Below are 25,803 nucleotides of genomic sequence, written 5' to 3' on the forward strand. Positions count from 1 at the left end.
ACCCATGGATTCTAAGTATTGGGCAGTCGTGTAAGTCATAGTCAACGCATTCAATGCGTAACGATTTTTATCAAAGCGTTTTTTACTCTGATCTCAGGAGAAATATTGATTCCTTGAGCGATCAAAAAGATCAAGTTCTCTCCCCGTATCGAAATGGCACATGTGTAACATCAGTGACTTACTAAAGTATCGTCATAAAAAATAACCTCACCTGTGGAGATATTATGAGTGCCACCGATAATTCCACATTCACCCTTTTCAATCATTTCTTTTAAAATCGGACTACTTTCCATAATGGCGTGGACTGTTCGTTTAACATTACCCGTGGAGACTTTTTCTACAAATTCATCATTACTTGAAGTGCGGTTATCGGTGACAGTTGTTTCATCATCAACTGCAGGTTGTAGCTTACTTAACAAGGCTGTCAAATTCCCCATTTCTACATGATCGCAAGCCCCTTTTACCGCACCGCATTTAGTATGACCTAAAACCACGATGATTTTAGCGCCGGCGACTTTGCAACCAAATTCCATGCTGCCCAATATATCTTCATTAATGATATTTCCAGCTATACGCACACTAAAAATATCGCCCAATCCTTGATCAAAAATCAACTCTGTAGATGTGCGGGAATCTATGCAGCTCAAAATTACCGCAAACGGATGTTGTCCATCGGAGGTTTCATTAGCCTGTTGCAGCAAGTTACGATTGACTTTCAAGTTATTGATAAAGCGCTCATTTCCTTCTTTTAATATACTTAATGCCATTCTAGGGCTAATGGCAGACTGTAGTTTTTTGGTTAATGTTTTTATTTTTGTTTCAACCGTTACATTTTTTGTTCTAGCATTACTTTCATAATTTTTTATGATCTCAGCAACATCGTAAGCAATGAATTTTGAATAGGTGGCATCAATAATCACTTTGGCATTATTAGGGATACTATTTAAAGTATTTAAGATCCCTGCTTTATTGATAAATGACACCTCTTCTGCCAAAACCAGATGATGAACTTCTTGTCCGTTTTCTGAGCTAATAATTTTTTTCACAAAATGCGAATTTCGGTAGCTGTGGCGTAATGTAAAGAAAATACCAAAAGCCATACCAATCAATATACCGCCTAATAAATCGGTCGCCAATATGCCGATTACTGTCGCGATAAAAGGCACGAATTGCTCCCACCCTAACTCGTACATTTGTTTAAATAGCGCAGGTTTAGCTAATTGATAACCGACTATAAGCAAGATTGCCGCTAAACTAGCTAACGGAATTTTGTTCAATAATCCCGCAATGGTAATCGCGCTAATGAGTAAAAAGATGCCATGAAGTATCGTGGATAGTTTGCTTTTTCCACCAAAGGAAATATTAGCCGAACTACGCACAATCACTTGGGTAACCGGCAAACCGCCAATCAAGCCAGAAATGATATTACCCAAACCTTGCGCTTTTAATTCTCTATTTGCAGGGGTCACTCTTTTGTCAGGATCCAATTTATCGATTGCTTCAACACATAACAGGGTTTCTAAACTGGCGACAATTGCAATAATTAACGCAACTTTCAAAACTTCAACATTGCTAATGGCCGAGAAATCAGGGAAGGTAAACTGATTAATAAATCCGGACAAGTTATCAGGCACGGGAAGTCTCACGACTTGATCAGCTGCCAAACTAAAATTCAATAATCCATTTTGATAAGCCATGTTCATGAAAATGCCTAACACCACGACGACTATAGGCCCTTGAATAAATTGAAATATCTTATTTTTTTTGATTAAAACCGTATCCCATAAGATAAGAATAACCAAGGACAATGCTGCAATTAATAACGCGCCAGGGGAAAATGCATTTATAGCACTGACAATTGATGTAAAGGTGTTTTCTCCACTGACTTGCAAAAAAGCATCAGCTCCTACAGCATCTTTGCCATAACCTAATGCGTGCGGGATTTGCTTTAGAATAATCAATAAGCCAATGCCTGTTAACATGCCTTTAATCACCGAAGAAGGAAAAAAATAGACAATAAAACCCGCTTTAGCAAAACCCATAATAAGCTGGATAATTCCGGCTAAAACCACCGCTAATATAAAGACTGGCCACGAGCCAAGAGTCGCAATACCTGAAAGCACAATCACAGCCAAACCAGCGGCGGGACCACTAACGCCATGAGACGAGCCACTGGCAATACCGACCACGATACCACCAACGAAGCCAGCAATAATTCCCGAGAATAAAGGCGCACCCGATGCCAAAGCAATTCCAAGGCACAAAGGAAGAGTCAACAAAAACACAACAATACTGGCAGGCAAGTCGTTTCTAATGTCTTTAAACATTGTTTACTTCTCCAAACAGTTGGTTTAGGATCATGTGGAATAGCAACGCTATATGATTAAGATAGTAATGCTATCATTATAAGCTAGTAAAGCGATTATTTTTTTCAAAAATTTGCTGAACAGCTCTGTCAAGACAATCAAAAAATTAAAGCTTCTAACAGTCTATCAGGCTTAAAGAATCGTAGCGGGAATTGAACTGAACGAGAATATATTTTGCAAGCTTTCACCTTATGGCGGAATGTCTGCTTACCCCCACTTGACGTTTTTGCAGAGTAATAGTTGTTCTATTGCCCAAAAAAAACGAAAAAGTCACCGCTCAGCTGAATTTTCTGCCGATTGCATTAAAGTCCGACAGGTTGTTAAAACAAGCATAATTAGGTAGCGCAATGGAAATTCAATTACACGTTAATATGAATGAGAAATTATTTCTCAGAAACCCAGAGCAATCGGAACTGGGTAGAAAAATCATCTTGCACAGCATTCAATTAATCCATAAAAATGGCTTTGAAGTCTTTACGTTTAAAAAGCTGGCAAAGGAAATGGGCTCTACTGAGGCCGGTATTTATCGGTATTTCGAGAATAAGCACAAGGTATTAATTTATTTGACAGCTTGGTATTGGAGTTGGCTTGAATATCAGGTTAGTTTCCAGACCAACAATATTAAAGATTCGATAGTTAAACTTAAAGTAGTTATCAAGTTACTCGCTGGCACTGTCGAGGATGATATCAGAACTGCCCATATTGATGAGCGTTGCCTGCATCAGATTATTATTACTGAAAGCTCAAAAACCTATTTAACCAAAAATGTATCCCAAGATAATAAAGATCAGCTATTTAAACCTTATAAAGACCTTTGCGCCGTCATCGGAAATATAATTATTGAGTGTAATCCGAATTACAAATACCCGAAATCATTAGCCTCTACGATCATTGAAGTGGCACATTTGCAGAACTTCTTTATGAATAATCTACCGTCATTAACTGATTTCGGCTCTCATAAAGATGAATTAGAAATTGTTTCATTTCTGGAAGATTTAGTGTTTTCCAGTATTAGTAAAGCTTAGAATAACTGCTGAATATTAAACTTAATTATTTGAATGGCATGAGACACCTCACACGCTTGAGAAAATTTTGCCGCCGTATTACCTTGATAATCTGTCAGCTTCGAATTCGGTGACGCCCGCCCCTTGAGTTGAGCAAGAGGCTCTACAAGCAGTACATGCCCCGACACGCTTAACACGACTGCCAGACCGCTCTATTGCGAGCAACCTACCACCCACCTCCAAGTGCTTTGTATAGCGCAATAAGATCAGTTACCGCAACTGTATGCGTTTTTGCGTATAAATCTTCGGCTTCGTGCAAACTGCGCACAACTTCCAACAGGTCTGCCAGCGCTATATCTCCGAACTTGAAACGTTGCTTGGCATGGCCATAACTACGACGAGCAGATTCTATAGCAGTGCGCTGAGCCTGAACCGACTCAAGCGAGAGTTGGTAATTGCTGAGGCTCCGCTCGGCATCTGTCAAAGCTGACAATACAGCCTTTTCGTAGGCGTGCGCCGCAGCTGTTTGGCGTTCCTCTGATGCTCGGATCTGTGCTTTTACCCGGCCGCCATCGAAGATACGCCAGGAAATTAACGGGATGATCGACCAAGTCTGGCTGGTTGACTTAAACAGATCGTCAATAGCAAGCGCTTGGAACCCGCCATTCGCAGAAATTGACAATCGTGGAAACCACTCGGCAGTGGCGACCCCAATATTTGCCGTTGTAGCTGCCAGACGCCTTTCGGCAGAACGAACATCAGGGCGACGGCGTAGCACGTCGGCACGCTCGCCAACAGGGATAGTCCTGAGCATGATCTCAGCACTTTTGCTGTCAGCCAGCGCCAGTTGACTCTCAGGCAATTCCCCAAGCAAAACGCCAATACCTAATGCAGCAGCCCGGATGCGTGCCCGGATGCCAGGTAACACGGCGGCGGCAGTATCGAATTGAGCCTGCGCCCGGTCAACATCACTCTGTGCGAGATCGCCCCCGACTGCACGTCGCCGTACCGTATCGGTAATGCGACGCAGCGTTTCGACCGACGCTGTGCGAGCGACCAACTCGCGTTGAGTTCCTCGCAAGGTCAAATATGTGCGAGCCACCTCGGCAACAATGCTTATTCGTATATCGCTTGCAGTTTCTTCGGTCGCTTGTAGTTGGGCTTCAGCAGATTCCACAGTCCGGCGTATACGGCCGAAAAGATCGATTTCCCAAGCTGTATCAAAGCCCACATCATGTATGGTCTGGTCGCGACTGAGTCCCGGAATGGATCCGATCGGAAGAGGGCCGTTCTTACTTTGGCGTCGCCGGTTGACACTTGCATCGGCTCCTAGCGTGGGCGCTTTCGCACCAATTGCCAAGTCGCGCAATGCGCGCCCTTCAGCGATACGAGCTTGAGCCTGACGAATGTCCAGATTCTGCGCGAGCGCCATTTCAATCAGTTGATCCAGCATGGGATCGCCCAAGGAGCGCCACCATGTGGCCAGTTCCGGGTCAACCACCACAGCTACTGCTGGCTTGGACCAACCTTTTCCAGTGTCTATTTCGGGGACTCGGTACTCGGGACCGACCGTACACGCAGCAAGAAGCCAAACGGATGCGACCATAGCAATGCGCCACAACATAATCTGGCTGAATCGAAACGATATAGGCGCTCGGGTAGGTTTGGTAATTAGCATTCAATACCTCACTGCAACTTACCGCGAACAAACAAGGTTGCAGCGGACAGGGTAACGAGAGCGATGACAGCCATCGGCCAAATATTTGCAAAGACTTCAGATGGGGGTAGCGCTTTTAGGAAGCTGCCCTGAAGAATAATTAAATAGTGCTTGAGCGGAATCGCCTGAGCCAGCCATTGAAGAAAGATTGGCATATTCTCAACGGGGGTAGCAAAGCCGGATATCAGAACAGCGGGTACACCAACGGCAAAAGTTCCGAGAATAGCTTGCTGCTGGGTTGCGCATACCGATGAAATCATCAGACCAATACCTACTAGAGAGAGAATGAAAAGAACCATGCTGATTAGCAACAGGACAAAACTTCCAGTGAATGGGATGCCAAACACAAAAATGCCAGCCGCCACCATGAACAAGCCAAGCACGATATTGATCAACAAGGCTGGTGCCATCTTGGATACGATAATTTCTATGGGTGTACAGGGGGAAACAAGTAGCTGATCGAAGGTCCCGAGCTCGCGCTCCCTGGCAATTGACAGCGCTGTAACGAGCAACGTTATAAATGTTACCAGTATGCCACCGATGCTCGGCACAATAAACCAACGGTAGATAAGGTTCGGGTTAAACCAATGGTTCACCACAGCACTCTCATTTGTGAGCCGGGGCCATGGAGTTAGTTCGGCACTGAGCCCGCTTGCGATGCTATTCAGGTACCCCAGCACGACTTGCCCTGCATTGGCACGGCGGCCATCGAGAATGACTTGTGCTTTTCCTATACGGCCGGCGTCGATATCTCGGGAAAAATATTCTGGTATGTTGATCACTGCAATGACTTCCCGCTGCTCGATCATCCTCTTGATCTCAGCAGGGCTTTGCACTGGAAGCAAACGGTGAACGAATTGAGCTGCACCAATACGCTCTACAAGTTCGTGTGACCATTTGCCAGCATCACGATCGTAAACGGCAATATCGACATTCTTCACATCAAGGGTTGCAGCAAATGAAAAGACAAAAAGCTGTACTAACGGGGGTACGATCAATACAAAACGGCTCTTGGGGTCGCGCAGCACGCTGAGTAACTCTTTGACAATTTGCGCCATAAGGCGTGGAGAGAACAGGCGCATGGTCTAGTTATCCAGACTCTTTGCCGTTTTTGCAAGTGCAACGGCGAAAAACACAATACCAATGGCCAGCATCGCCAGCATATTTGGAAGCAGGAGTGCCCAAATATCCCCAGCAAGAAATACGGTTTGTAGCGAAGAGACAAAATAGCGCGCTGGAATCACATAAGTCAGGATGCGAATCGGCGCTGGCATTGAATCAATTTCAAACAGATAACCTGAGAGCAGGAATGCGGGGAGGAATCCAGATAAGAGTGCGACTTGAGCAGCAATAAACTGGTTCTTTGTAACCGCTGATATCAGTAAACCTTGACCCAGCGCGGGTACAAGAAAAACGGATGAAAGAGACAGCAGGGTCAGCCATGAGCCGCGCAAAGGTACGCCGAAAACAGTTATTGCCAGAAGCGCGGAGATGATAGTCGCGCCCAGACCAAGCACAAAATAGGGCAATAGCTTTCCAATCAGAATTTCAACGACTGATGCGGGTGTGGACATGATCGCTTCCATGGTTCCGCGCTCCCATTCTCGCGCTACCACTAACGCCGTAAGCAAGGTGCCTATCATCGTCATGATGATAGCAATAGCGCCTGGCACAAGAAAGTGACGGCTTTCAATCTCTGGGTTGAACCAGAATCGTGGCTCCAGTGTAAGCGCACTGCCTATAGCCGGGGAGTGAGCTGATTGCCATATTTTGATCACGCCTTGCGCATAGTTGGCGACAAAGCGAGCCGTATTAGGTTGTGCCCCATCAGTTATGATCTGAACAAGAGGAGGGCGGGTGCCGGATGCTAGCCTCTGCTCAAAATCCTGGGGAATTACCACGTAACCCCGGAGCCGCCCGCCAACAACCTCCCCGGCAACCTCACGCCGGTCACGCGCAGGCGTAACAGCGAAATATCGTGTACCGGAGAAAGCCGCCGCTAATGATTGCGCAGCGGCACTGTCGGATTCCAAAACTATGCCGATGGGCACTTTCTGGGTATCGAGCGATACGGCATATGCAAAAAGAAAGAGCATTACCACGGGTAATACGAATGCGATTAGTATCGTCGAGGGATCACGGATTACTTGCAAACTTTCTTTTCGTACCAATGCCCATAGGCGCCGGAAATCGAATCGGGAAGCAACCTTTTCGGTGACACTCATTTAGTCTCCGTTGCCCGGGTGGTTGTGTTCTCTGCATCTGCTGATTGAATGAGCTGTATAAACGCGTCTTCCATCGTCGGCTCATCGCTCCCGTCCTTGAATACGCTCCGCTTCAGCGCGTCAGGTGTGTCCAGTGCGATCACCTTGGCTTGGTACATCAGCGCGACGCGGTCGCAATATTCGGCTTCGTCCATGAAATGAGTGGTCACGAGCACAGTCACCCCCTTGCGCACTAGTCCATTGATGTGCGTCCAAAATTCTCGGCGTGTTATCGGATCAACACCTGAAGTAGGTTCATCAAGAAACAACACTGGTGGCCGGTGCATCAGCGCACAAGCCAGTGCCAGCCGCTGCTTGACGCCAAGAGGGAGGTCGTCTGGCGACAAGTGTATATATTGCTGCAGGTGGAATATCTCGATCATTTCGTTTATACGTTCCCGCTTGGCAGCGCCGTCAAATCCGTAGACGCCTGCCGAGAATTCGAGATTTTGTCGTGCTGAAAGCAGACCATACAGGGAAAATTTCTGCGCCATATAGCCCAGCTGGCTCTTGGCTTCGCTCGTTGCTGTGCGAAGATCCAGTCCCATTACATGCGCTCCACCCGAGGTCGGTTTGAGCAAGCCACAAAGCATCTTGAAAGTCGTTGATTTGCCTGCACCGTTGGGGCCGAGGAGGCCAAATATTTCACCTTTCTTCACCTGAAAACTCACATGATCGGTCGCGATGAAATCACCAAAACGGCGAGTGAGGTCAAGACACTCGACAGCAATGTCTCCCTTGAAATTTACGGTCGCCATTCGCTCTGCAAGTGCTGATGTTCCGCCCGGTCCCCCGCCGAGCAAATCAACAAAGGCATCCTCGAATCTTGGAGTAACGGGTGCAATTTCTGCGCCGACTTCCCCGGCCAAGGCATCAATCTCTTCCCGGGTAGCATTCTTACGCAGAACGGCTCGAACGGAATTACCCTGAATGACGCCATCACAAACTGATTTCAGGTCTAGCACCCGTGACAGAACGATCCGGCGCTCTTGCTGTGGATCGAGCAGACGAAAGCTTCTGTGCTTCAACGTCGTCGTCAGCTCGTCTGGTGGGCCATCGTATTCGATCTTGCCCTCATTCAGGAGGAGTACAGTTGCGCAGCGTTCGGCCTCGTCGAGATAAGCCGTTGACCACACCACCGCCATGCCTTCGTCAGTTAGTTCGCGCACCATTTTCCATAAATCTTGTCGACTTACGGGATCAACACCAACGCTTGGTTCGTCCAGCAGCAAGACGCGGGGTTTCCCCATCATCGCGCAGGCAAGCCCCAGCTTTTGTTTCATGCCGCCAGAGAGTCGGCCAGCTAGACGCTTTGTAAAGGGCGCGAGTCGGGTAAACGTGAGCAAGCGCTCGAATATGTCCTGATGGGTGTTAGGTTCGACTCCCTGTAACTGCGCATAAAGACGAAGATTCTCCATCACCGATAGATCCTCATACAGCCCGAAACGTTGCGGCATATATCCCGTTAACGTGTGAATGCGGTCGCTGTCGCGCACGGTATCGCAGTCGGCGACAATAATGCGCCCCGCGCTTGGTGCCATAAGCGCCGCCATCAAGCGCATCAAAGTAGTTTTCCCTGCTCCATCAGGCCCAATCAAGCCAGTCAGCCTGCCCGGCAAAATGTTTGCAGTAATTTCGTGTAGCGCCTCGACATTTCCAAAGAACTTTGTAACACCGACAATCTCGACTGCCGGCTGTGATGACAGCTTGACCCGAGAAACTTGTGTGCTCATCTCATCGGTCATGTGCTTCAGTAGCAACTCGTATCGTCACTGGCATCCCCTGGCGAAGGGCGCTATCTGAATTTGAAACGACAATTCGTATGCGGTATACAAGATCAGTTCTAAGATCTGTAGTTTCCACAGATTTCGGTGTGAACTCAGCACGCGGAGAAATAAACCCGATCTCTCCCTGGTAGACTTTGTCTGTTGAATCAGTTCGTACCGTCACCTTGACGCCAGGGATAACCCGACCAAGATCCGGTTCGCTCACATAAGCTCTTATGTAGACCGGATCACGAAGCGACAGGATGTAGACGGCCGAGCTCGCGTTCACCATACTGCCCGGCTCGCGTACTCGAGACAGTACGGTTGCATTGGTCGGAGCAGCCAAGCGAGTATCAGCCAATGCTGTCATGGACTGTGCAACCATAGCCTCTGCTACGGCTAACCGTGCCTCTCCGGCAGCGACATCCTCCCGACGGGAACCTTCCTTTTTCAAGGCTAACGCTTGTTTTGCTGAGGCAAGAGCCGCCTCTGCCTGGTCACGTGCCGCACGAGCGGCATCGCTGACACGTTGGCTTACCGATCCTGATTTCACAAGCGCGCTCTGGCGTTTGAAATTATTATCCGTATTTTTGAATACGGCCTTGGCTTGGCGCACTGACTCATCTGCTTGTGCGATTTCTTGGGGACGATTGCCGTGGCGTAATTTTTCGAGTTCGGCACGGGCACGCAGCACCTCGGCTTCAGAGACTGCCAGTGCATCGCGGTATGGGCGAGCATCAAGTTCAGCCATAACGTCGCCGGTCTTTACTGTGGCACCCTCGTCAAAGAACGCTTTCGCCAGACGACCAGGCTGTCGGAAAGCTAGATCAACCTCGCGAATATCGACGTTTCCATAGAGAAGGAGTGAATTTTTTGGACCCGGATTACGGCTCAACAACCAGTAGCCCGCCACCAAGATGGCAGCGATGGCAACAACAAGAATAACGCGAAGTTTGACGGAATTCATTTCAACCTCCGGAAAGGAAACGGACAGTGTGGCGATATTTCGGTGGATTTGGGTTTGACTAGAATCGAGTTCGATCTCTCCGATAATTTCCCATCCTATGAGCCACAGTATACCGCTTCGTGCAGCCCGAAACACCCGCTCCTGCCCAAGAATGGCTGCATTTAGCAAGCGTGCAGGAGTCGCCTCTCTGTAAGCCATGCACCCGTTGAGTCAGCATCAGTAAACGCTCCATGAGCCAGTCGTAGAAAACGGCGTGACGCAGCACGCTGCTTCACCTGTTCGGCCAGGTTGCGTACCAATGAGATTGGTGGCAGCATTAACATGTCCAGCCAGAACTTAACGTGAAGATAAGGATAGCTACCATGCCCGCTTTTTTCACTTGTCACCTTCTTTGAGCCAGTCACATGGCCTACGAGATCAATGCTAATGCTCCACCTGTTGCCGTATCTCCTCCTGTGACCAAAAGAATCGTACTATTTTCCGACGGCACCGGTAACAGTTCCGCCAAGGCGGAAAAAACCAACGTGTGGCGTCTCTTTCAGGCGCTCGACCAAAAAGAGCCGGGCCAGATCGCATATTACGACGATGGCGTGGGGACATCGTCGAACAAGTATCTTGCCATGCTGGGTGGAGTCTTTGGCTGGGGCCTGAAGCGCAACGTCATCAATCTCTATAAATTCGTCTGCCGAAATTATGAGCCAGGCGCCGAGATCAGTGGTTTCGGTTTCAGCCGTGGCTCATTCACAATTCGAGTACTTACCGGGCTTATCACCACCGAAGGCTTGATCGCATTTCGCTCCGAGGAGGAGCTGGATCGCTACGCTCGCGCTGCCTATAGACACTATCGGTGCAAACGCTTTCCCTCCTACAGTCCAGTCGTTGTCATCATGCGCAAATTGCGCGATTTCATCATATGGGCGAGGGATTACGTGCGCAGGTACCAAACCTACAAAGAACTGGCTGAGGTCACACGCAAAGCGAAACGCACTGACATTCCCATACACTTTCTCGGTTTGTGGGACACAGTGGCGGCCTATGGAATGCCAATCGACGAACTTAAACACGGGATCGACTGGTTATTGTGGCCAATGCTGTTTGCCGACTGCAAGCTCTCACCCCTAGTCAAGCATGCTTGCCATGCGCTCTCGCTCGATGATGAACGCACCACGTTTCATCCCGTGCTCTGGGATGAGATCGCGGAAGCCAAGATGGTGGCAAACAATGAGGTACCGGCCGGTCGTCTCACCCAAGTATGGTTTGCTGGCGTGCACTCCAATGTCGGCGGCGGCTACCCAGAAGATCGGTTGCCGTTGGTTTCGCTCGATTGGATGATGAGCCAGGCAGCCGCCAATGGGCTTACGCTGCTCAAACCTGCAGTCGATGAAGTCGCTTATGCAAAATCTGCGTACGCACGGATTTACGATTCGCGCGCCGGATTCGGAGTCTATTACCGCTATTCGCCACGGCAGATACCGGTCGGGACGGATACTGAAGATTTGAGAATTCGTCCGATTATTCACGGTAGTGTCGTAATGCGGATGGCTTACGGTTCTGATCTATATGCGCCGATTTCTTTGCGTCGGGAATTCTGGGTGCTGGCACCAAACGGCGAACTCTTACCGATGGAGGGTGGCCCGGGAGCCCTAAAGCTCGACTCGCTTAAACTGCGATCTGCGGCCGCGCCTTTACAAACGCTAAACATAGCCCAAATAGTTGCTGATAAAACTGCGCTGCAACAAGCCATTGCATCACTCGATCGCCCGAACACCGACGCAGTCGGGTTAGTTTGGGACACCGTATGGTGGCGACGAACAGCCTATTTTATTACCCTGACTCTCACCGCGCTTTTGGCCGCCTTCCCCTTGTTTGGTGAAAATATTGCTAAGTTGTTTTTGAATGTAACCGACGGCCCGGTGATCAGTGCCATCACTTTCATCAGTAGTTACATGCCCAGCTACAGCGCTACGTGGACTAATTCATTCCGAAAATTTCCTACCGAGTTTACTCTGGTTCTTCTTGCCCTCCTGGTTAGCTTTTATCTCAGTCAAGTGATGAAGAAACGCATCCATGATCGTGCGCGTTTCGCTTGGCACAAGGAACTCAAACACGACTACCTCGACTGGCTGCTCCGATCAGAGTGCGGCGGCCGCAACGCCATGACGGTGTTTTTTGGCGGTGCATTATTGCTCCTGACTGCATCCTTCGTCTTAAGTTGGAGCGTGCTGACAAGACTTGAAATTGCAGCAGTCGCAGTCGCGTTTTTACTGTTACTTGTGTGGCGCACAAAAAGGATTTCGAAGCTCAAAGTCGACTCGCAATCTCTACCGAACTCATCGACATGGCCAAGCACCTTTGCACTGTCACTCGCCCGCAAGCTGCGCACGAACGCCACTCTAACCCACATATTCAAGTGGGTTAACGATAAGCTGGTTCCCTTATTGTTTGCAGTGGGTCTGTTCGTCGTCTGCATGCTGATTGCAAATCGTGTGCTCTTCGATGCCATAGATTCGACAGGATACTTTTGCACCAATAGTCATAGCGCCGGTAAGAGCAACGAGGATAACTTCAGCACCGATTATTTGTGTTGGGCATCGGGCTATACGCTTGACGAAGGTGTCCGTTATCGCATTACTTTGACGACGCCCGGTAACTGGTTTGATCGCGCAACTCGGGCTGATGTGAGTGGCATTTCGTCCTCCAGCGCAGTGCATTCAGCAGGGACTTTAATGAAACGCTGGTGGTTTGAAGATTGGTTCAAGCCTATCGCAAGGATCGGCAGACCCGGCAACGATGAGTATGTCCTGGAACCCGTCGCACCATTCAAGCACCACAGCTACCTGAATGACGCGAAGAAGCCACCTGGCAAGTTGTTCGAAAAAATTAGCCCTGATGATGCAAAGCAGCGTATGAGCTCCGATCCCACACCCGACGAACGAAAGACGCTCGTAGCCGAGTTTACTGCGAGAACAAAAGGAGAGATGTTCCTCTACGTGAACGATGCTGTTCTGTTGTGGCCCGGAAAGATTGATCTATTCTATGGCAATAATTCGGGCACCGGAATGTTAACGGTAGAGCGTGTGATGCCAGATGGACAATTGGCGCGACTTGATCGCCAGTTATAAGCGAACTGATCCTGAACTACCTGCGAGCCAAAAGAGCAGCTATCACGGGCTTGGGTAGAGTAGAGAACAGGTTCTCGCCTGCCCTCCCTCATCAAACCGTACGTGCGCTACTAACGCATACGACTTTCCGATGTTCTACACGCCAAGGCATGCGCCGATTTCCAGCCTGCTGTTGTTGGAACCTTGTATAGCCCATATTTCGTATAAAGCTGCTGGCTCGGGAAACGGCCTAAGCCGATCCCTCTGTCCTTGACCTTGTGACACTTCATCAGGTGCTTTCGCATTCGTTCTTCTGTATGCGTCTTCACCTTCTCCAATGCTTGGTTGGAATTGCGGTAATGAAAGTAGTTAGCCCAACCGAGAAGAGCGGAGTTCACACTTCCCACAACATCAACTATCGCTATCGGTGTGCGTTTCCTTGTTCACCCTGATTGCAAATCCCAGGAAATTAAAACTTTCCTGTCGGGCATCAACAATGTGGGTCTGGCTCTCGTTTAGCGTGAGATCAAGCCGTTCCAGTACATGCCGAACTGCTGCCAAGGGCGCATCTACCTTGCCCCTACATAGCACCACAAAGTCGTCCGCATAGCGGAAGATGTGCCCTTTCAGCTTCCAGCGCAGTTGACGTTTGTCCCATATCCGATCCAAAAGTCGATGGATGCCACTTCCGTTATTTCAGCATCCATCCAACGGCCTTCCCCTTCTGACCACAGGGTCGGCTTCTCCAATTCATTTACGAGGCTACGTCTAGGTTCACTTGCGTTACGGCCTGCTCTCTTGCTGTGTGGAAACTCACGACCCCGTGTTACCACGACGACGCTTCCTTATGCTACCGAGGCGTACGGACAACTCCTCGGACGGGACTTTAACCCGTTGGATCTATTACATTTACTGCGAACGGTCAGTTCTAACATTACAATATTATTTTCTTGTCTTCTTTAAATTTCCGCACTGCGCGACTTACCGTCATGTAGTGTACCCCGAAATGGCACCCGATCTCTTTCATCGTATAAGCACCGGATAGGTAAGCCCGAGCTATCGCCTGATCTCTATCCGGGTAGCGCATCAGAATAATGGGTAAGATGCTTGATTAATAATAAATTTACAGGCCTCTGCTACTTCATTTGTCAATTCGAAATGCTTACTTTATTGCTTACTTACCAAACAGGTGATATGGCTAACTGAGCCTGAATGTCCAAGTCCAAAAATAGGCATTTTTATATTCGATTTGTTTGGGACGGGGCATGGGCGTGCGACAACATATCAATTATGTATTGATCAAGCGACTTCACCCGTTACTCTGTTTGCATAAAATTAGAGATCAGATGGTCTTGTGGCGCAAGTTAACGGCATAAGTGCATCAAAACCCATAACGAAGCGCCAGATAAATATTACTGTTGTCCCTAAATTGGCCGAAAAAAGTATGGACATTTTTACCGCCAAATAGATTGCCACCCAGCTCTGATATCCAGTGATCATTTATCCGGTAGTTAACCTTGGGTCGTATATAAAAATCTGCATCCGAAGGCGAGTAATAGCTAAATACTGACCAGGTTACATTCTGGCTATGCGTTAGTAGCGTTAGTCGGGTAGTTAATAGGTGTCTATTTTCATCACGTGCGGGAGATCCGACAGGCAAGGTACGCAGGTAATTATTGTGATCAACCAGATGTTCCAGGTAATACTGGACACCCAGCGTCAGATTCTTGACGATTTCCTGTTCATAACCAGCCAATACTCTAAACTCACTATTATTGACGAACGGATTGTTGCCGTTGTTATCATCACGTGAGTCATAGTAACCAACTTCAATATTACCGATACCATTCGCTAATGGACCGCGAATACTGCTTCCCGTCACACGCAACTTCGGAAACAACGCAAGGCTGTTAACTGAATCAAAACCACCAGGACTTTTCCAGTGACCATCATAGAAATAAACTGCAGCTTCATAAGCACCTATGTTGCGATACAGTCGTAAAGCCAATTCACCATCGTTTGGTCTATTACTATTGGTAATGGCATTACGGCCAGCAATTGCGCCCAGTTGCGGTACAAAAAAGGAAATGCGACGACCATCGATAAATCGATCCGCATCAAATTCCGGTGTGTAAGCGATATCAAGATTGGCCAAATCACTGAACAATGAAGTCTTGAACGTATCCGATGGCGCCTTCAAATACTCTACGTCACGACCGATAAAGAATGCGTTCCAATCCTTGGGAAAGAGGTCATTGATAAACAGCAGATCGCCCGTACCCCAAGTGAGTATCTGTCTACCTGCTTTTATGTCCATAAAACCAGTTGGAGAAATAGTTAAGTTTGCGCTACGCAAATCAATCCAACCACGACCTGTATTGAGATCGATTCTGTGATCGTTGGCCACATTGTCATAAATCAGATCGGTCGTCAGATTGAATGACACAGCTCGAAAATTTTTGTCAAGCTCCAATTGCAAGCGGCTTTCTGCGATTGATGTGCCGCGTTCATGCGCATCATTAACGACGCGTGTACCGCCTCGTGCTTCCCAGAAACCCGATAACGCAAACGGTAATTTCACATCTGTTGAGGAATCCAGCAAAGACTTGACGTCATTTTTCGCACTTGGCATTCCTAGTAATGCTGGTGCTGATGCATTATTCAACCCGCTGGGTAAAGCCGGTTCGTCATCATGAACTTTAGGCAATGCTGGCTTTTTAGTGGTGAGGCCAGCGGGCAGATCTGGCTCATTGCTATTGTCTTTGCCGAGTCCAGCCGGTAAAGCTGGTTCTTCTGCCATGACCGGTAAAATAATCAGCCAATAGAAAAAAACTAGAATGAGCGATGATTTCATTAACGCAGAAATTTTCTTGGGGGGGTGCGTAGATAACGTTCGCTAAAGATATCATCGGGTAGGCCAATGTCATATTTCACGTCACTATATTCCATCACTGTTTTGCTGCCAGTTTTCAGGTTTTCCATGCTGGCTTTGGTGACTGTCGCATGTCCTTGAATGATATCAACCTTAAGTGCAGTGGCAACGCGGTACTTGCTGCCTTTTGCATCATAATACTCAACTTGCACCGGGATGAATGAGTCCTTGTGGATATACATCTTGTAGTGATCAAATTCTACCGATGATCGATCAATCGGCGTGTTTTTGAGTACGTAATAATTGTCTGTTGTCTCAATTAATTCGTGCTTATCTTCATCAATATCCCGACCAGATACATCCTCATAATAGAAATCAGAACCAACGAAACTGGTACGTTTATCTGATGCCGCAATACGTTTTACCAGATCCAGCGCAGGTAAATACAACCAGCGTTCATCATCGGTATCAAGTTCCTTCCAGACCAGAAAAGCCATTTTATTGACATCGGCAGGACGCGTGAAATAGACGTAGAATTTTTGCTTACCCCGATAAGCACCTTTCTCCAGCGCATCCGTTTCAGGCATATCTTTACGCAGAATTGTCATACGGCGATTACGCACACGGTTCTGATTATCCGTTATAGTCATCTCTACTTGGGCACGTCCGTCCTGACCTGCGTAATAAGATACCTTGTTGGCGCGATGGACAATGTCTTCAACGGACGGGGATTTCGCAATAGCTTGGCCACCTGCAAACACAAGGCATGCAGCGATTAGATTTAATAGTTTGCCTTTCATGTTGCCTCCATCATGATTGATTAAAATAATTTAATTTGACAATATCCATTACCGAAAAAGCCATTTTTCCAATATCCGGATCGTTGCCGGCAGAATCAACAATGAAGCGATGCCAGCACAGACGATAATCGCGGCAATGAATACACCCACTGTTTTATAGGGAATGAGGGGTGCTGCCAGTAAAGGCAGAAAACCTGCGCCAAGAACAATTGCATTGCGGGTAATAGCACGCGCCGGTTCGCCAAACATTTCGGGAATCGTTTCCTGCCATGAAGCATGATTTTTGCGAGCTTCGCGGGCTCTAGCCAGAAAGTGGATCGCATAATCTACCGCCAGACCCAGACTCAGTGAGCTTAATACCGCTACGGGCATATCATAGTTTTTGCCTGTTAGCCCGACAATACCGTAGATTAAGCCAACTGTGACTGTTAACGGGATCATGGCTAATATCCCCCACGGCAGCGAACGAAACAAGAACACCATCATCACTAATACAATTAAGAAGCTTCCGGCAAATGCTTCCAGCATTCCCGACACCATTTTGTCTTGCCATACGGTATTAATATAGGTTAAACCAAACCAGTGTGGCTGAAGCGCATGCGGTGGCGGGTTATCAGCAACAAATGTTTCGACAGATTTGATTACAGTTTCCATATCCTGATTATCACCACTGGTCAGTTGTAACCAAAGCACCGCTTTACGGTAATCTGGCGTGACTAAATGCCAGAGATCCTGTGGGCGATGGCTGTTCTGATAAGTAATGAGCGTTTGTGCCACCGCACTGGCCGTATCTGGTATGCGGAACGCCTCATCTTTGCCAAGCAGCAACTCTCTATGTACAGTTTTGACCACATCGACCACAGAATTAGATTTACCGACGATACCGGTCGTAAGTAGGTGTTGTTGCAATTTATCCAGATAATTCAGAACTTCCGGTTGTTTGAAAAGCTCATCACGCTGGCGCTCTTCATCAAAAAACAACAATAGATCATCCCACGCGTCGTATTCATCATCGGGCGCTTTATCAAGTGAGGTTTGCGCCATTAAGATCAAAGCGGACAACAGCTTGTTTTTGGATTCCGCAGAGGGCAATTCGGTCTCTATTTTGCTGATGGCCCGATCGAAAACTTTCCCGGAAAATAAGAATTTATTGCTTATAGATTGTGTCTTGCGTACTTGCAGCCTTTGTTTCAAAAGCTGCGCATAATCCGTGAGCGGTACACTATCGGATGATTGCTCAAATTGAAGATAAGCCATATAGGTGCCACCGAAGTGTTCATTTAACACCTTGTCGGCAACACGTATGGGATGTGAGGCAGTAAACCACTTGATTGGATTGTCGTTAATCTGGATCAGGCTGATACCCCAGGCTGCGATTAGTACTAGCGCAAATGTGCCCGCAATGATTTTTCGTGAATGATCATAGGTCCATACCCCAACCTTGTGGAGCGTTCGGCTCATTGGCGTTGAATCTTCCGCTTCACTGGAAGCATGTCCGAAACTTGCCAGTTTATGTTCCGGAATTAGCATGATAAAAGCGGGTATAAAAACGATAGTCCATAACCAGGCCAGGAAGACACCAATGGCAATGAAGATGCCAAATACCTGCACGGGTGGGATAGGCGTCAGCGCCAATGAAGCAAATCCGGCAATGGTTGTCAGTGAAGTGAATAACATCGGCTTGAACAGGTGTTTCATCACTTGTTCTATGGTGCGCCGACGGTCTTTAATCTGCGGATAGCGATCAAAAAATTCCGACAGAATATGCACTGAATCCAATACCGCAATAGGCATAATGAAAATTGGAATCATCGAACTCATGATATGCACGGTATTACCCGAAATTACCAGCAGTGCCATGGTAGATAGAGCGCAAACCACAGCTAGAATCATCGGTGAGATGATTAATACGAAATGTCGAAAAAACCACCAGAGCAGACAAAAGATCACCAGCATCGCCATCGGTGCCGATACAGCCATTTGGACAAACATCTCAACACCAAAGGTGTCTTCAGCTACCGGCAAGCCGGTAATGTAGACCTGGTCACCCGACCCCTTCCAATCTTCAACATATTTCAGTAACGCTTTTCTGACTTCATAGGAAATATGCTTGTTGGTCAGCGGCAGATACAGGGCAATCGCTTTGCCGTCACCGCTGACCAGCGTATCGTGCAAAAAGGGGATACGCGCAGCACGATCGCGTACAGCAACCGCCTCTTCCTCACTGGCGGGAGGTTGCGGCATCAGCCAGTCAAAATTTACTGCACCCAAACCACCTTGTTCAATATTGTCGACCATGGACGGCGCAATCATGTCGACTTCTACAACACCTTCCCACTGAGTGGGATCTTGGGCGCCTGGCCAGTTTAACTGTCGAGCGAATTCTGTTAATTTGAATATTCTTGTGAGAGAAGCGACGTTAAATACGCCATTCGGGTGTTTGTCATTGACGATTCCGACAACAACCATGTCATACAACGAGAATTCCTTCTTTGCTTGATTATGGAAAACGCGCGCCGGTTCAGTTTCGGACAACATATTCTCGGGGTCGGTATCTATTTTAAGGCTCTGCAAAACAGGAAATTGCTGCGGCCAGATACTAGGCAACGTTGCCAGCGTAACCAGCAACAGAGTCGACACAACCACTGCCAATATGATCGTTCGAGGTCTATCCAGGGAAAAACGGATAACGCTTTCAGCAAAAGTATTTTGCGTCACTTAAAACTCCGATTTGAATTGACAGTAAGAAAACATTAACATAATATTAGTATATTATAATATAAGAATCAACTAATATTAATATGGAAGATATGCAACAAAATGCTTACGCCGCATCGAAATTACTAAAGACGCTGGCGAACCCGGCCCGTTTGATGATTTTGTGCAACATTGTTAAGCAAGAGCGCGCAGTCGGTGAACTGGAAAAGCTGATTGGTTTGAGTCAGTCAGCATTGTCACAACATTTGTCACGCTTGCGCCATGAAGGGATCGTGGAATGTAGACGAGAAGGACAGAGTGCCTATTATTCTTTGAAGGATGAAGGCGCACGCCGTGTACTTGAAGTGCTGTATGGCATCTACTGTGGAACAGAGAATGAATAATTAATCAGTCAATCAGCATAAAAATTCAGCATAAAATTTTTAGGAGGAATGAATAATGGCAAAAATTATTATTATCGGTGGTGGCATTGGCGGTGTATCCATGGCTTATGAAATGCGCTGTCTTGCTCGCAAGGAAGACGAAGTTATGTTGGTCTCTGATAGCGAAACTTTTCATTTTGTGCCGTCTAATCCTTGGGTCGCTGTCAATTGGCGCAAACCAGCAGATATTAAAGTTGAACTTGCTCCCTGTCTAAATAAGAAAAATATTAATTTTAGTGCTGTGGGGGTCAAACGTGTGCATCCAGAAGAAAACCGTCTGGAATTGTGCGACGGATCCGATTTAATCTATGATTATCTGGTTATTGCCACCGGACCACGTTTAGCATTTGAAGAGATCGAAGGTCTGGGGCCAGAAGGCTTTACGCAATCCATTTGTCATGTTGATCATGCCAATAATGCAGCGGCAGCTTGGGATGGTTTCATCCAAAAACCGGGCCCTGTTGTCGTCGGTGCGGTGCAAGGTGCCTCCTGTTACGGGCCAGCCTATGAATTCGCGTTCATTATGGATGCAGATCTGCGCAAACGACGCTTGCGGGATCAAGTACCTATGACCTACGTGACAGCAGAGCCTTATATTGGTCATTTGGGACTGGGTGGTGTCGGCGATTCTAAAGCTATGATGGAAGGTTTGCTCCGCGAGCGTCACATCAAATGGATTACTAATGCCAAAGTAGAACGTGTTGAAGATGGCGTGATGCACGTGCTCGAACATAATGAAGACGGCTCTGAAAAACAACGCCACGAACTTCCCTTTAGTTATTCAATGATGTTGCCGGCATTCACCGGTATTGAGGCCGTTAGCAATATCGAAGGCCTGACTAATCCACGTGGCTTTATTAAAATTGATAAGTATCAACGCAATCCCCGTTATGAAAATATTTATGCGATTGGTGTATGCGTTGCGATTGCACCACTAGAGAAAACACCAGTACCAGTCGGTGTACCGAAGACTGGGTACATGATTGAATCAATGGTGACCGCAGCCGCGCATAATATTCGTGACGTTATCAATGGCAAAATACCCTCTACTGAAGCGACATGGAATGCCATTTGTCTGGCAGATATGGGAGATACGGGTGTCGCTTTCGTGGCTATCCCGCAAATACCACCACGTAATATTACCTGGACAAAATCCGGCAAATGGGTGCATCTCGCCAAGATAGCCTATGAAAAATATTTTTTGCACAAAGTCAGAAAAGGAACGACGGAACCAATCTATGAACACTACGTATTAAAGGTATTGGGTATTAATAAACTCAAATAGACAAAAGGCGCAATAACCATGAATATTGATCGTATGGTAATAGCATTCGCTGGCGTCATGATTCTCGTGAGCCTGTTGTTATCGCAACTACACTCTGACTATTGGTTATGGCTGACAGCCTTTTTCGCCGCAAACCTTTTTCAGGCATCTTTCAGCGGCTTCTGCCCACTGGCGATGTTTCTGAAAAAGATGGGATGTAAGCCGGGCGTCGCTTTTTATTAGCAGGATCAGAAATATCGTACGGTTACGGTTGAACAACATTCGCTTACTTCGGACTGAATTCATCCGACTGCAAATCTCCCAAAGGATTTTGTGCTGCGCTGATCTGTAGCTGTATGAGTAGTTTATTTGCGACACGAACTACGTCGTTTGGCACACCTGCCATTAAAGCAACTTGCAGACCGTAGTTTTGACTGGCCGCGCTTTCGATAACGCTGAGCAGGCTCTGTTGTGCAAGAATCCAGGCGTGCCGAATATTCTAGTGAGCGTTATTTAACAGCCTTTCGCGCACTAAATTAATGTGCTGGCGGAGAATATAGAACTGGTCGCCAAACGACTTGGGTACCGTTATCCTGTTAACTGCCTGTTCGATCTCATCCAGCCTCTTGATCAGTTCACCTCGTTCCTTTGGTGCGCGAACATCAAGCTGTCCTCGTTCAAGTTCCAGTAACGCGCCATACCATTTGTAAAGGCGTGACCTGATGCGCCAGCGATAAATTGGAGGCAGCAATCGTAATCCGGGGATCAGCACGACCAGAATGGGTACTATCACAATCAGGACGCGGTTCAGAAGTGTGGCCAGCCAGAACGGCAAGTTACGGTAGAGGAAGCTCTTGCCCGTTTTGTAATAACGGCTGGCATCTTCGCTAATACGAAATTCATGCTCAAGTGGCGCGGGGAATTCCCCTTGACGCTGTAACAGACCGCTACCGCCATGAACCTCATGTGCAGCCTCGAGCAATAGGTCGGATAAAGCTGGGTGCAAGCCTTTACGCGCGACAAGTTCAACCGTGGGGCCGACCAGCATCACGTTGTGTCCGGGAATGTTCTTGCCAAGGTCTAGAGAACCTTCCGGTAATTCAATCTTGTTGAGATAGCCTAGTTGACGACTATAAGCATCGGCCCGTGAGAAGCTCATGAGCTTTATTTCCGGGGTGTTCAGCATTTTGCGCGTGGTTTTCAGCGAAGCTGATTCTCCCATCATGAACACGGCATCGATCTTGCCTGCAATCAAGTTTTCTGCAGCCTCGTCCGTTTCCAGGTTCAGTAGTTCGGTGATGCCGCCTAATTCGATGCCGTTGGCCTTGAGTAATACTGAAGACAGGTTGTAGGTACCGCTGTTGATTTGGCCGATAGCCAACTTCTTGCCACTTAACTGGGTTAGTTTGTCTATCGTCTCTTTGTCACGGTAGAACACCATCAGCGGTTCATAGAAAATGCTGCCGAGGGAGATAAGTTGGTCTGTGTCCATGCCTTCTAGCAAGCCCCCTTGTATCAACCCACCCTGAACAAAACCGACATCCAGATGGTACGAAGGATCGATCAGATGTGCCAGGTTTTCTAGCGAACCTTGCGAAGGAATGACATTCAGTTTTACCCCGCTACGCGCCAATATTTCTTCATATTTCTTGGCAGTGAGTTGGAACATGCTGTCCTTCGGGCCACCGATTAAGGTAATAGTGTTAGGAGGTGCCGAGTCGACAAACCATAGCACGGCGAAAAGCAGGATCAGTGCCGTCGACATGATGGTGATAATTCCCAGTATCTGGCTAAGTCCAATCATTTCTAGGACGGTCAACTATATCTCTGAAAACGGCTTGATCTTCGTCATTGCATTACAACATTTTTTTTCAGATCTTCTTCAAATTTCCGCACTGCGCGACTGACCGTCATGTAGTGTATCCCGAAATGGCCCCCGATCTCTGCCATCGTATAAGCACCGGATAGGTAAGCCCGAGCTATCGCCTGATCTCTATCCGGGTGGCGCATCTGGTACTCATCCAGCGACAAAGCGACCGATCTTCGATGGGCCTTTGAAACTTCCCGTAGCGCTTCTCGATTTTTTGTTTGCCAGTGGCGCTCTACGAAAGCATTGTCACCCAGCAACAATTGATGGCGAGTTTCCAGCATGGGGCTGGGCAAGCCCCTGCCCGCCATCACGAACTGGCGATAACCCCTGAGCGCTTTGCTGCGCTGTGAACCAAACTGACCAAGCAACCAGTCCGCATCCAGCCACGGAGGGGCTGCCTCCTGTCCCGTGATAAAAGGGTAACTGCTCCAGCGCCAGTCCTCAAGCGATTCCACCATGTTGGCGCGCAGTGGGTTCAGCACCACATAGCGCGTTAACTCCAGTAAATAGGCTTCCTTTTGTACCAGGATCGCCTTGTAGCGCCCCTGAAAAAGATGCCCCGCCAGGCCATGGCGGCGGTTGAAGCGCTGGGTATACAGGCCGTTCAATTGCCGCATCCCACCGGACAAATTACCGTCCACCGTCTCCACCAGCAGGTGATAGTGATTGGTCATCTGGCAAAAAGCATGAACCACCCAGTTAAATCGAGCGCAAACAATGCCCAGCACCGCCAGCCAATCACTGCGATCATCGTCGCTCAGGAAAATATCTTCCCGACGATCCCCACGCGAGGTGACGTGATAAAGGGCACCCGAAAATTCTAGTCTGAGAGGTCTAGCCATCAGTGAAGTGTAACAGAGTTTGTTGGAATGTTAGAACTGACCCCGTGCGCTTTAGCCATCCAAAATAAAGGTTGTGGCCAGAGCAGTAAATGTTTATCGCGGCTGTTTGCGAGTATTTTTTTGCGCTCTTGACTTAGGGGAGGCTAATGGGTGACCCCGTGACCCCGTGCGCTGTTGAGCTGCGTTAAGAGCCGTCTGAGTTGAGCATGCGATCGATTAGCCAACGTCCAGCAGCAGTGTGATCCAGTTCGGCAAAAACCGTTTCGATTGAATGATACTCAATCGGCGCGGGACATTGATGTTGAGCGTCCGCTGGCCCAAAAAAATGAAGCGTACGGTTTGGCTGAGCCAATCGCAAGAGCTTTGCCGCCTTGGTGGCGACATGATTCGTGGAGACGGTTGTTTGGGCCAAGAGTTCCTGGCCGTTTTGCCGATAGCCAGCATGATCGATATCTTCGAAGGCGCGCGAGCCGCTCCACACACACACGCACATGCCGCTGGCAACAAGATAGTTGGTGACAAGCGTTTCGACATCGCGATTGTGCAGCGACCAAACGGCGCGAGGTGAGCTCTCACCGCGAACCAGCGCCGAGAGTCTACCCCTCGCACGTTTAGCGCATGATTGAACAGTACATTGTCTCGGAGGAAGGTTGCCCAGAAAATTTGCGGATGAGTCGACCACGCGAGCGTCGGAGAGCGGCAAGCACAGTAATCCATTGAGCCGTTGAAATTCGGTGCCCGGTCTGATTAATCCAACGAGACGGTCCGATCGATTGGTCGTGGCACCTTTGTAAGCGGCGATCACAGCTGCGCCGTCCCGCCGCATGGTGTGAAACAAGGTTACGTCAGTGTGGCCGCGGCCTATATAAAGACTTGGATCGGGACCTTTGCGGTCCCAAGCGAGCGCAATGAGTCGGCGGCGAAACAGTTCAGCGACCTCTGTCAGGTCGGTCAAGTTGTGCGTAATCGTGATTTCGAGTAATTCAGCCATGAGTTCGGAAGGGTGAATGTGTGGGGTCTGAATGTGTGGGGTCAGTTTTAACATTACAACATTTCTTTTGTGCCATGAAGGTCAGACTCGATTTAATCTTTATGTCCTCGTTACCATTGATTTAATCGAGTCCGATCCCAATTTCGACAATTTCGAAAATTGCGTCTTAAGCTGCGCTTAACTTCATCAGCCAATACATGAGCGCTGCACCGAGGATAAAGCCGGCGAAGAACAGTTGGGTGTCGCCTGCGGTGCGGGTCTCCTGTGTGGATTCTGCCACTGGCGGTTGTATTGCTTCCCATGCGCTGATGATCTGTCTGGCTTGGTCATAGTCTTCCTCCTCCACCATCACCCGCACGAATCCCATTGCCTGTAGTTCGCCGATACCGCCTTGCAGATATTCGCCCTCAATGCGTCCCTTAATGCTGCGCTGTTCGAGCAAATTCAGGATCATGTGTCCGTCCAGTCCGCTGGAGGCTTCGTAAACGCTTTTCATTTCGATATCATTTCGGTCATGTGTATAGTGCCGTGCTCAGTGAGGCGACAGAGAGGATGAATGAAAGCGAGGGCGAGCTGTATTATAGCGAAATGTGTCTGCCTGCCATCCCTGCATTATTATTTTCGACCTTGTCTGCAATGTCGGTTCGACCCACCATCGTTAAGCCGAGCAGTCTTAAAGCCTCCGCATGTCAGTCAGCAGGAATGGTGTTAGTCATTGCCTTGTGCATATTTCGCACATTTTGCAAGTTACAATGACTGACCCAAATTTCGTTTTTCGAACTCTTCAAGGGCGCCTCTAAAAATTCAATTTTCTAGACAAGACAAGGCGCGAGTAAAAA

22 protein-coding genes are annotated in these 25,803 nt (G+C 48.0%); 5 read left to right on the forward strand and 17 right to left on the reverse strand.

Going from position 1 to position 25,803, the window contains the following annotated elements:
• Positions 1–170 precede the first annotated feature (170 nt).
• Positions 171–2,327 carry a bifunctional SulP family inorganic anion transporter/carbonic anhydrase gene (locus MJ769_RS00135; protein ID WP_239233824.1) on the reverse strand — a complete coding sequence of 719 codons (2,157 nt, stop codon included), beginning with the start codon at positions 2,325–2,327 and terminating at the stop codon, positions 171–173.
• 386 nt (positions 2,328–2,713) lie between these two features.
• On the opposite strand from MJ769_RS00135, the gene MJ769_RS00140 reads away from it, so the two are divergent.
• Positions 2,714–3,391 (forward strand): TetR/AcrR family transcriptional regulator, encoded by a 678-nt coding sequence (locus MJ769_RS00140; protein WP_239233825.1) that lies wholly within the window; start codon positions 2,714–2,716, stop codon positions 3,389–3,391.
• Between the two features lie 205 nt (positions 3,392–3,596).
• Here MJ769_RS00140 and MJ769_RS00145 read toward each other — a convergent pair whose 3' ends face one another.
• From MJ769_RS00145 to MJ769_RS00170, 6 genes are read right to left on the reverse strand one after another with little or no spacing between them, the layout of a single operon-like run.
• Positions 3,597–5,048 (reverse strand): efflux transporter outer membrane subunit, encoded by a 1,452-nt coding sequence (locus tag MJ769_RS00145; RefSeq protein ID WP_239233826.1) that lies wholly within the window; start codon positions 5,046–5,048, stop codon positions 3,597–3,599.
• 8 nt (positions 5,049–5,056) lie between these two features.
• On the reverse strand, positions 5,057–6,169 hold the full coding sequence (locus MJ769_RS00150) for an ABC transporter permease (RefSeq protein WP_239233827.1): 1,113 nt from the start codon (positions 6,167–6,169) through the stop codon (positions 5,057–5,059).
• 3 nt (positions 6,170–6,172) lie between these two features.
• Positions 6,173–7,312 (reverse strand): ABC transporter permease, encoded by a 1,140-nt coding sequence (locus MJ769_RS00155; protein WP_239233828.1) that lies wholly within the window; start codon positions 7,310–7,312, stop codon positions 6,173–6,175.
• Entirely contained in the window at positions 7,309–9,084 is a 1,776-nt protein-coding gene (locus MJ769_RS00160) for an ATP-binding cassette domain-containing protein (protein ID WP_239233829.1), read from the reverse strand. The genes MJ769_RS00155 and MJ769_RS00160 overlap by 4 nt, the downstream gene beginning before the upstream one ends.
• Position 9,085: 1 nt before the next feature.
• Positions 9,086–10,282, reverse strand: coding sequence for a secretion protein HlyD (gene hlyD, locus MJ769_RS00165; protein WP_239233830.1), 1,197 nt, complete (start codon positions 10,280–10,282; stop codon positions 9,086–9,088).
• On the reverse strand, positions 10,246–10,470 hold the full coding sequence (locus MJ769_RS00170) for a hypothetical protein (protein WP_239233831.1): 225 nt from the start codon (positions 10,468–10,470) through the stop codon (positions 10,246–10,248). Before MJ769_RS00170 ends, hlyD begins: the two co-directional genes overlap by 37 nt.
• An 18-nt stretch (positions 10,471–10,488) precedes the next feature.
• Here MJ769_RS00170 and MJ769_RS00175 point away from each other — a divergent pair, with 18 nt between their 5' ends.
• Positions 10,489–13,206: a DUF2235 domain-containing protein gene (locus MJ769_RS00175; protein ID WP_239233832.1), complete on the forward strand. Its 2,718-nt coding sequence runs from the start codon at positions 10,489–10,491 to the stop codon at positions 13,204–13,206.
• A gap of 110 nt (positions 13,207–13,316) precedes the next feature.
• On the opposite strand, the gene MJ769_RS14575 is transcribed toward MJ769_RS00175, so the two are convergent.
• The 6 genes from MJ769_RS14575 to MJ769_RS00195 all read right to left on the reverse strand — a co-directional run bounded on the left by MJ769_RS14575 (position 13,317) and on the right by MJ769_RS00195 (position 19,575).
• Complete coding sequence (locus tag MJ769_RS14575; protein WP_445083043.1) at positions 13,317–13,592, reverse strand: group II intron maturase-specific domain-containing protein; 276 nt, start codon at positions 13,590–13,592, stop codon at positions 13,317–13,319.
• A 4-nt stretch (positions 13,593–13,596) separates the two neighbouring features.
• Positions 13,597–13,854: a hypothetical protein gene (locus MJ769_RS00180; protein ID WP_239233833.1), complete on the reverse strand. Its 258-nt coding sequence runs from the start codon at positions 13,852–13,854 to the stop codon at positions 13,597–13,599.
• A 265-nt stretch (positions 13,855–14,119) separates the two neighbouring features.
• Positions 14,120–14,272 carry a helix-turn-helix domain-containing protein gene (locus MJ769_RS14545; protein WP_338140731.1) on the reverse strand — a complete coding sequence of 51 codons (153 nt, stop codon included), beginning with the start codon at positions 14,270–14,272 and terminating at the stop codon, positions 14,120–14,122.
• Positions 14,273–14,566: 294 nt separating this feature from the next.
• Positions 14,567–16,039 (reverse strand): hypothetical protein, encoded by a 1,473-nt coding sequence (locus MJ769_RS00185; RefSeq protein ID WP_239233834.1) that lies wholly within the window; start codon positions 16,037–16,039, stop codon positions 14,567–14,569.
• The gene (locus MJ769_RS00190; RefSeq protein WP_239233835.1) at positions 16,039–16,857 is read right to left on the reverse strand and encodes an outer membrane lipoprotein-sorting protein; all 819 of its coding nucleotides are present in this window, start codon (positions 16,855–16,857) and stop codon (positions 16,039–16,041) included. Before MJ769_RS00190 ends, MJ769_RS00185 begins: the two co-directional genes overlap by 1 nt.
• A 48-nt stretch (positions 16,858–16,905) precedes the next feature.
• Positions 16,906–19,575 carry an efflux RND transporter permease subunit gene (locus MJ769_RS00195; protein WP_239233836.1) on the reverse strand — a complete coding sequence of 890 codons (2,670 nt, stop codon included), beginning with the start codon at positions 19,573–19,575 and terminating at the stop codon, positions 16,906–16,908.
• An 83-nt stretch (positions 19,576–19,658) separates the two neighbouring features.
• Between MJ769_RS00195 and MJ769_RS00200 the strand changes: the two genes are divergently transcribed.
• Genes MJ769_RS00200 through MJ769_RS00210 form a run of 3 tightly spaced genes read left to right on the forward strand, consistent with a single transcriptional unit; the run spans position 19,659 to position 21,504 of the window.
• Positions 19,659–19,958: an ArsR/SmtB family transcription factor gene (locus tag MJ769_RS00200; RefSeq protein ID WP_239233837.1), complete on the forward strand. Its 300-nt coding sequence runs from the start codon at positions 19,659–19,661 to the stop codon at positions 19,956–19,958.
• 55 nt (positions 19,959–20,013) lie between these two features.
• Complete coding sequence (locus MJ769_RS00205) at positions 20,014–21,282, forward strand: NAD(P)/FAD-dependent oxidoreductase (protein WP_239233838.1); 1,269 nt, start codon at positions 20,014–20,016, stop codon at positions 21,280–21,282.
• A gap of 18 nt (positions 21,283–21,300) precedes the next feature.
• Entirely contained in the window at positions 21,301–21,504 is a 204-nt protein-coding gene (locus MJ769_RS00210) for a YgaP family membrane protein (RefSeq protein WP_239233839.1), read from the forward strand.
• A gap of 256 nt (positions 21,505–21,760) precedes the next feature.
• On the opposite strand, the gene MJ769_RS00215 is transcribed toward MJ769_RS00210, so the two are convergent.
• The 4 genes from MJ769_RS00215 to MJ769_RS00230 all read right to left on the reverse strand — a co-directional run bounded on the left by MJ769_RS00215 (position 21,761) and on the right by MJ769_RS00230 (position 25,460).
• Positions 21,761–23,080, reverse strand: a complete 1,320-nt coding sequence (locus tag MJ769_RS00215) for a TAXI family TRAP transporter solute-binding subunit (RefSeq protein ID WP_239233840.1) — start codon at positions 23,078–23,080, stop codon at positions 21,761–21,763.
• Between the two features lie 29 nt (positions 23,081–23,109).
• Positions 23,110–23,973, reverse strand: a complete 864-nt coding sequence (locus tag MJ769_RS00220) for a transposase (protein WP_239233841.1) — start codon at positions 23,971–23,973, stop codon at positions 23,110–23,112.
• A gap of 184 nt (positions 23,974–24,157) precedes the next feature.
• Complete coding sequence (locus MJ769_RS00225) at positions 24,158–25,018, reverse strand: hypothetical protein (protein WP_239233842.1); 861 nt, start codon at positions 25,016–25,018, stop codon at positions 24,158–24,160.
• A gap of 112 nt (positions 25,019–25,130) precedes the next feature.
• A complete protein-coding gene (locus MJ769_RS00230; RefSeq protein ID WP_239233843.1) occupies positions 25,131–25,460 on the reverse strand; it encodes a putative signal transducing protein in 330 nt (109 codons plus the stop codon).
• Positions 25,461–25,803: the final 343 nt, after the last annotated feature.

Origin of the sequence: Candidatus Nitrotoga sp. BS (assembly GCF_927797785.1) — a bacterium.
Taxonomy (GTDB): domain Bacteria; phylum Pseudomonadota; class Gammaproteobacteria; order Burkholderiales; family Gallionellaceae; genus Nitrotoga.

Bases quoted from the DNA above. Each gene is read 5' to 3' on its own strand.
- MJ769_RS00135 (WP_239233824.1), bottom strand. From the start codon at position 2,327: ATGTTTAAAGACATTAGAAACGACTTGCCTGCCAGTATTGTTGTGTTT.
- MJ769_RS00140 (WP_239233825.1), top strand. From the start codon at position 2,714: ATGGAAATTCAATTACACGTTAATATGAATGAGAAATTATTTCTCAGA.
- MJ769_RS00145 (WP_239233826.1), bottom strand. From the start codon at position 5,048: ATGCTAATTACCAAACCTACCCGAGCGCCTATATCGTTTCGATTCAGC.
- MJ769_RS00150 (WP_239233827.1), bottom strand. From the start codon at position 6,169: ATGCGCCTGTTCTCTCCACGCCTTATGGCGCAAATTGTCAAAGAGTTA.
- MJ769_RS00155 (WP_239233828.1), bottom strand. From the start codon at position 7,312: ATGAGTGTCACCGAAAAGGTTGCTTCCCGATTCGATTTCCGGCGCCTA.
- MJ769_RS00160 (WP_239233829.1), bottom strand. From the start codon at position 9,084: ATGAGCACACAAGTTTCTCGGGTCAAGCTGTCATCACAGCCGGCAGTC.
- hlyD (WP_239233830.1), bottom strand. From the start codon at position 10,282: ATGGCTTACAGAGAGGCGACTCCTGCACGCTTGCTAAATGCAGCCATT.
- MJ769_RS00175 (WP_239233832.1), top strand. From the start codon at position 10,489: ATGGCCTACGAGATCAATGCTAATGCTCCACCTGTTGCCGTATCTCCT.
- MJ769_RS14545 (WP_338140731.1), bottom strand. From the start codon at position 14,272: ATGCGCTACCCGGATAGAGATCAGGCGATAGCTCGGGCTTACCTATCC.
- MJ769_RS00185 (WP_239233834.1), bottom strand. From the start codon at position 16,039: ATGAAATCATCGCTCATTCTAGTTTTTTTCTATTGGCTGATTATTTTA.
- MJ769_RS00190 (WP_239233835.1), bottom strand. From the start codon at position 16,857: ATGAAAGGCAAACTATTAAATCTAATCGCTGCATGCCTTGTGTTTGCA.
- MJ769_RS00200 (WP_239233837.1), top strand. From the start codon at position 19,659: ATGGAAGATATGCAACAAAATGCTTACGCCGCATCGAAATTACTAAAG.
- MJ769_RS00205 (WP_239233838.1), top strand. From the start codon at position 20,014: ATGGCAAAAATTATTATTATCGGTGGTGGCATTGGCGGTGTATCCATG.
- MJ769_RS00210 (WP_239233839.1), top strand. From the start codon at position 21,301: ATGAATATTGATCGTATGGTAATAGCATTCGCTGGCGTCATGATTCTC.
- MJ769_RS00220 (WP_239233841.1), bottom strand. From the start codon at position 23,973: ATGGCTAGACCTCTCAGACTAGAATTTTCGGGTGCCCTTTATCACGTC.
- MJ769_RS00225 (WP_239233842.1), bottom strand. From the start codon at position 25,018: ATGTTAAAACTGACCCCACACATTCAGACCCCACACATTCACCCTTCC.
- MJ769_RS00230 (WP_239233843.1), bottom strand. From the start codon at position 25,460: ATGAAAAGCGTTTACGAAGCCTCCAGCGGACTGGACGGACACATGATC.